This window comes from Streptomyces sp. NPDC047974, from assembly GCF_040653375.1.
Taxonomy (GTDB): domain Bacteria; phylum Actinomycetota; class Actinomycetes; order Streptomycetales; family Streptomycetaceae; genus Streptomyces.
Genome location: NZ_JBEZNU010000074.1, coordinates 1 through 7243, shown reverse-complemented (window position 1 = coordinate 7243; position 7243 = coordinate 1). Strand labels below are relative to the sequence as shown.

Below are 7243 nucleotides of genomic sequence, written 5' to 3'. Positions count from 1 at the left end.
GGGTGCTGCGCCGCTGCGCGGCGCTGGGCTGGTTGCGTGGGGGCGGGCACCTTCGGTGACCGCGGGGTGGTGGGGGTTGGTTTGGCGGGTGCGGGTGTGGGGTGGGGGGTTGTTTGTGGTGGGGCGCCCGCCTGCGGCGGGGTGTGGTGCTGGTAAGTGGGGTGGTTTGGTGGGTGGTTGATGGTGTGTTGGGTGGGGGCGGGGTGTGGTGGGTGGTGTGCGGCCCCTGCGGGGCCGGCGGTGCGTGCCGGCTGGTTGCCGCGCCTCGCGGGATGTCACTTCGAGTGGTGACGGGGTGGTACTCCACGGGCGTGGGGACGCCACATGGAACGTCACTGTAAGTGATGGGTACGGGGGAGGCTCGAAAGTTGTTGTCTAGACCTGTATCAAACACCCCAAATCTCTCATATGCCGCCAACTATCAAAAATCTTGCTACGGGTGAGGGGCGCTCAAAAAGCTGTCAGCGGACGTCTTCTGGCGGACCCTCAACACCCCATGCGGAAAGCGCATCAAGACGCACCGTCACCCACCACCCTCAGAAGACAGACGCAGCCACAGGGGCGCACCGGCATGATGCTGTGTGCCGAGGCGCGGCCCGGGCGGCGCCGACTGCGGAGCACACCGCTTGTGAGCTCGAGCGGGCAAGCGGGCAGAGGCCATGCGCCGGCGACCGGAGAAATGGGTTGGGGAGCAGCCCCTCGCGTGCATGCGGAAACCGCATACCCGACAGGGGCGGTCCTCCCTCATGCGGAAACCGCATCCCCCTGCCTCACACCCGCGGGGAGCAGCCCGGGCTCGTCCCGCCCCCGCGCGCTGAACAGGTGCAGGCGTGAGCGCCACGACCGGTGGTTCCCAGGCCACCCACGAACAGGGGGGTGGAAGGAGGGCCGTCGACGCCACGGAAGGCAGCGTCGGCTCGACAACGGCCTACCCATCCCACAGTGCCGGGTGCCGGAGGAAGAATCCCTTCTCCGGCCCGGCCAGTGCTCTGGAAAAGCCACGGCCGGAACGCCCCCTCACAGCTCTCAACCCGGGCCGCCACCAGGGGAAACGGCCTAAAAGGCTCTCAGGGGCCCCCGCACTCACCACACCACCACCCCAGGACAGAACACACCCCGGCCCCTGCCCCAGGCCCTCCGCAGGGCCGGCACGCACGCACGCACTCGAGCCGGGCCGGGCCAGCAGCGGCGACAAGCAGGACCACCCGGGAGAGCGCGGCACGGATCCAGGCCCTTCGCCGGACGCGGGCTCCGCCCCACCACACGATCAAAGACAGGCAGCAACAGGAGTGGGAGTGGGAACAGCGCGCCGCGCTGGCAGGAACACCACCCAACAACCACCCTGTATGCGATTTCCGCATACTGCATACAGAACCCAGCCCCTATGCGGAAAACGCATCACCCACACAACCGAGAAACCACCTCCCCCACCGCCGAGACCACCCCCGCCGGAGCACAAAGCAGGAAGCAGAACCTCGGCCGACAACCACAACAACACCCCCGAAGGCACAGGGAGCGGCCCCCGTTCAGTCCCTCCCAGGGCCGCCACACAGGCCGGGAGCAGCAGGTGGCCGGCAACTCCTTCACGTACCGCGAGGGGCCATCCCCCGCCCGGGCCGGGAACTGGTGGTCAGGGCTGGTCCCGGCCTGCCTGTCCCGCGACCATCCCCACACATCCAGGGGAGCAGCCGCGGGAAGTGGGGGGATGGGGCGATGGAGACCTGCCCGTCACACAGACCCGGACCGGACGAGAAAACCCCCTGCCCGACCGGTGCCCCACAGCTCTCAGCACACCCCACCACCAGGAAAAACAGCCTGAGAGGCACCCAGGGATCCGCACACCCACCACAGGCCACCCAGACAGACCAACCCCGGCTCCCGGCACCACCAGGACCCCCGCAGACACCACAAGACCGGCAGGCAGCGGGGGCGCACCCGGGCAAGGCCAGCACAAGCGGGCAAGAGGACACCTGGAACGGGCGCAGCGACGGCCCAGGCCCTCGCTGGGCTGGGGGCACTCTTCCCCGACTACGCGCCCCCGGGACACAAGGCAGCAGAAGCAGCACGCCACGCCAGCAGGAACACCGCCCGACACCACACGTCCCGCATGCGATTTCCGCATATCGCATACAGAGGTGCAGCCCCACACGGAAAACACATCACCCACACCACCACCGCCACCCCCGCGTGCGGGAGGAGCAGTAGCGCAGCATCGGGTACGCCTCGGTCACCGAGGAACCATCCCCACGCGCGCGGGAAACAGCTCGTACCGCGCGATCGAAAGCAAGCGGACCACCGGCCCATCCCCACAGGCACGGGAAGCAGACGCCCCTTTGCGTTGCCATGGGCGGCCGTCCAGGGACCATCCCCACGCGCGCGGGGCCCTCACAGCTTGCTCACGCCACCTTTCAGCGTCGGGACCATCCCCGCGCGTACGGGGAGCAGCAGGCGACGTCGGTGCGGTGCCGGGCCTCGTGGGGTCCATCCCCCCGGACGCGGGAAGCAGGCCAACCAGACCGCCAAGGACAGCGAGCCGACGGGTCCATCCCCGCGTGCGCAGGGAGCAGCGAGAAGAGCGACTTGTCCCGCGGAAATGGTGTCGGGACCATCCCCGCGGGCGCGGGAAGCAGTCCTGCGCGGGCGAGGAGCAAAGACCCGCGTAGTAGGCCTGCGCGGTGGACGCGGGGCCATCCCCGCACGCGTGCGGGGAACAGTCGGGCGGAACGTCGGTCCACTCGCGCAGGTAGGGGCCATCCCCGCGCGGGCGCGGGGAACAGGACAGGGACGGGGCGCTGTTCACCGAGGCCCGGGGCCCATCCCCGCAGGGCGCGGGGAGCACACCGGCTCCTCGCGCCATGCGAAATACATCCCCGCGAGCGCAGGAAGCAGCCGAAGCCGTCCTTCCCAGGCCTGTCCACCGAGGGACCATCCCCGCGGGCGCGGAGAGCAGAAGCCCTCTCAGACCTTCACGGTCTGGTCCCAGGGTCCATCCCCGCGCGTGGGAAACAGGCGACCGGCAGCAGCCGGACCCGGCTGCGCACGGGTCCATCCCCGCGGGCGCGAGGAGCAGTTCACGATCGCTTCGACGGTGACCGTCTTGCGGGGTCCATCCCCGCGCGTGCGGGGAGCAGGACGCCGGGTGCTGGCGCAGACGGCCTACTCGGGGACCATCCCCACCCGGACGGAGAGCAAGCAGAACGCGCGTTGGCGTCGGCGAAAGTCATGGGATCATCCCCGCGCGGGCGGGGAGCAGCTGCGGACCCGGATCGCCTACCTCCTGGCCTGGGGATCATCCCCGCGCGGGCGGGGAGCAGGAGTCCTGGACCGGACGCAGGGTCACGAACCTGGGATCATCCCCGCGCGGGCGGGGAGCAGGCCAGGGCTGCGTAGTTCGGATACTCGGCCATGGGATCATCCCCGCGCGGGCGGGGAGCAGCCCCAGTCGCCGCCGAGGGCCCGGTACCGAAGGCGGGGATCATCCCCGCGCGGGCGGGGAGCAGGCTGGGTGTAGATGGCTTCACCGCTGGCGTCGGGGATCATCCCCGCGCGGGCGGGGAGCAGTCTTCCTGACCTGCAGTTCTACCCGACGTCGGCACGCTCCCAAGCAACTTTCACCGAAACCGACAAACCACCCCCAAGGGCACCCATGGTGAGCATGGTGGTAAGCAACCCCAGGGCACGGTGAGTCCGGTGACGACCAACCACGATGACCGCTCCCGCGCTCACCACACCCACCAACGACAGCGACCCAAGCGACCGAAGAACCGACACCATCCCACCACCAAACCCGATGCAGCAGGAACAGCCCCCACGAGGCCGGCGAAGCCGAGGTCCATCAGGCCACGCCCGCGCACACGGGGAACAGATGGCCGCCGGATCACGCCGCTCAAGCGCAAGGGTCCATCCCCGCCCGTGCAGGGAGCAGCTTGAGACGTGGTGGGACGTCGGCGTGGACTCGGGACCATCCCCGCGCAGGCATTGGCGATAGAGACCAACGACCAAACGGGACCACCCCCGCATGCGCGGGGAACAGGCCGCCGCCAACGCCCCCGGGGCCGGCGCGGTGGGACCATCCCCGCGCTGCGTACAGTGCTGCGCCGGGCACCATCCCCGCGCGTGCAGGGAACAGACGGACGCGCCGCGCTGCATCACGTCCTCTTCGGGACCATCCCCGCGTGTACGAGGAGCAGTACGGAAGCTGGTCGCTGTACTTCTGGTTGTTGGGACCATCCCCGCGGGCGCGGAAAGTAGCCGGTGAGAGCCTTGCTGAGGCCGTCGAAGCCAGGGCCATCCCCGCGGACGCGGGGAGCAGGCCTCCGACATCCACCAGTTCCGCCCCGTACGGGGCCCATCCCCGCGAGCGCGGGAAGCAGGAACTGCCGACCTTGACGCGCGAGTACGGCGAGGGGCCATCCCCGCGCGGGCAGACAGCAGGAGCAGGAGGAGCCGGCGTGCTTCGCATCAAGGTGCCGGGGCCATTCCCCACGAGCACGGGGAGCAGAAGGCCAGAAGCCAGCCGACCTCCATGATGACAGGTCCATCCCCGCGCGCGGGGAACAGGCGACCGGCAGCAGCCGGACCCGGCTGCGCACGAGACCATCCCCACGGGCGCGGGGAGCAGAACGTGACCTGCATCGTCTTCGTCGACCGCGAGGGTCCATCCCCGCAGGCGCGGGGAGCAGGGTGCCGAGGGCTGTCCGGGGTCCACGGACCCGGGTCCATCCCCGCGCGAGCAGGGAGCAGTCGGCGACCCGGATGACGTACTGGCGGTAGTCGGGTCCATCCCCGCGGGCGCGGGGAGCAGCGTCGTGGCCCCTGACGGTCAGGCGCCAGGCTAGGTCCCCCCGCGGGCGGGGAGCAGCTCGTGAACCAGGCGAGGATGGCCTTGCCGACGGGTCCATCCCCGCGCGAGCGGGCAGCAAGAACCCTCGACGTGAACCTCGACGCCAGTCCGGGGCCCACCCCCGCGCGCACGGGGAACAGATGGCCGCCGGATCGCCGCCGCTGAAACGCAAGGATCCATCCCCGCAGGCGCGGGGAGCAGTCGGTCAAGCCTGGGAGTCGGCCTCGGCGCTTCGGGCCATCCCCGCGGGCGCGGGGAGCAGCGGGCCGTTCCGTAGTGGGCGTAGAGGCGGTGGGGCCCATCCCCGCGTACGCGAGGAGCAGGCGCGCGTCACCACGACGCTCGCCACGTTCCTGGGGCCATCCCCCCGCGTGCGGGGAGCAGAGCATCCGTCAGGCGTTCCTCGCCTGCGCCCGGGGACCATCCCCGCAGGCGCGGGGAGCACACCGGTCCGCTACGTCCTTGTCGGGTTCATCCCCGCGTATGCGGGGAGCAGTGCTGCCGCCGGCCACCTCGTCGCCCTGCGAGGGGCATCTCCACGCGAACGGAAAGCAGACGGAGGCGAAGGTGATCGCCTTGCCGGTGCCGGCACCCCGCGGGCGCGGGAAGCAGAAGCCCCCGAGCCGCCAGTCCGTGAGCGGCTGGGGTCCATCCCCGCGGGCGCGGGGAGCAGCCTTCGTGACCAGCAGTTCTACCCGACGGCAGCCGCCTCCCAAGCAACTTTCACCGAAACAGACAAACCACCCCTCGGGGCCCGAAGAACCCCCCATGGTGAGCACCATGGTGAGTTCCATGGTGAGCAACCACGATGGCCACTCCCACACTCACCACGACCGCCGACAGCGACCCAAGCGACCGAAGAACCCACACAGCCCCAGCACCAGGACTCGGATTCACCACCACACCCAAAGAGCACTGCGCAGTCGAGACCCTCCCCGCATGGGCGGGAAGCAGCAGTACACCGGCCTTCCGCAGCAGCGGGCGCCCTCGGAGGGTTCATCCCCGCGCGAGCGAGAAGGCCGACCTGCTCGGCGGTCAGCGGTGCCATGGGGGGCCATCCCGCGCGCGGGGAGCAGCGCCTGGCCGCTGAAGGGCTTCCAGCGGGAGGGTCCATCCTCGCAGGCACGGGGAGCAGGAGGCGGCGGCCGGGACGCGACAGGGCTACGCCTCCTCGCACGAAGAGCAGAGACCGGGCCGAACGGCGGTGGCAAGCAGCTGAAAGGGGCGTTCTTCCCGGCCGCGTTCGCCTCGCTCAACGACCCGGCCTCCCGCGCCTGCTACGACAAGAAGATCGGCCAGGGAAAGCGACACCCCCAGGCACTCCTCTGCCTGGCCAGACGCCGGGTCGACGTCCTGTTCGCCATGCTCCGAGACGGCACCCTCTAGGAATCCCGGCCTGCGGCCACAACGTGAGCCTGCCCCTTGTCCACCGGCGGCAGCCGTGATCCGCTCTCTGCCCATGGGCACCGACAACTCCGAGCACATGAAGACCATCGACCGCTGGCTCGTCGGCGAGGTGGTCAACAACACCGTCGGCATCAAGGTCGTCGGCGGCCCGTTCGACGGCCACACCAAGATCGTCCTTCTCGGTCCGGACGGGACTCCGTCGACACCCATTCACGCGTCCGGCGGGCCGGCCGGCACGACTCGCCATGTCTACGAAGCGGTCCGATCCACCGACACCCGAGCAGGTTGGATCTACGCCTACACCGGACCTGCCTCAGTCACCAAGAGCTGATGCACGGCTTCGAACCCGCTCGACCAAACGCATCAGGCCCCCACGCGGGCGCGGGGAGCAGCGCATCTCGCCGCAGGTCGCGTTGACGCCCTCGGGTCCATCCCCGCAGGCGGGGAGCAGTCCATGGAGACGCGGTACTCAAAGAAGGACCCGGGCCCACCCCTGCGGGCACGGGGAGCAGCAAGGGGTGCGGGCCCGCTCGCATTTCAAGGGGGGTCTATCCCCGCGGGCGCGGGGAGCAGACGGCGGGGGCTCTGACCTGGAAGCGCACGCGGGGTCCATCCCCGCGGGCGCGGGGAGCAGTCCATCGGGATCAACCTCGCGCGCCGGGCCCGGGGTCCATCCCCGCGGGGGCGGGGAGCAGTACACGGTCGACAGGGACACGGTCGACAGGGACACGGTCGCGGGGCCATTCCCGCGCGCGCGGGAAACGGAGCATCCGCAGCCCGGAGGCGGAGAGCACGGTGGGACCATCCCCGCGCGAGGGAAGCAGCGCGGGGCCGTACCTGCCTGTCCTGAGTACCTGATCCATATCCCCCGTGGTGCTCCTCTGCCGGCGTGTCCGGGGAGCAATAGTCAATAGTTGTGGATCAGTTCGCTCCTCTTGATCTGCCTTCGGAGCTGCTGGCCTTCAGCTGGCTGCGCAGACTTCTGATCTCGGC

At 70.2% G+C, this 7243-nt stretch carries 1 protein-coding gene and 1 CRISPR repeat array; the gene reads left to right on the top strand.

Annotated features, from left to right (window positions below; all coding sequences use genetic code 11):
• Positions 1-2860 precede the first annotated feature (2860 nt).
• Positions 2861-3561: a CRISPR direct-repeat array (repeat unit 29 nt; unit sequence GGGATCATCCCCGCGCGGGCGGGGAGCAG).
• A gap of 2741 nt (positions 3562-6302) precedes the next feature.
• Positions 6303-6581 (top strand): hypothetical protein, encoded by a 279-nt coding sequence (locus tag AB0E19_RS37915; protein WP_362189597.1) that lies wholly within the window; start codon positions 6303-6305, stop codon positions 6579-6581.
• Positions 6582-7243: the final 662 nt, after the last annotated feature.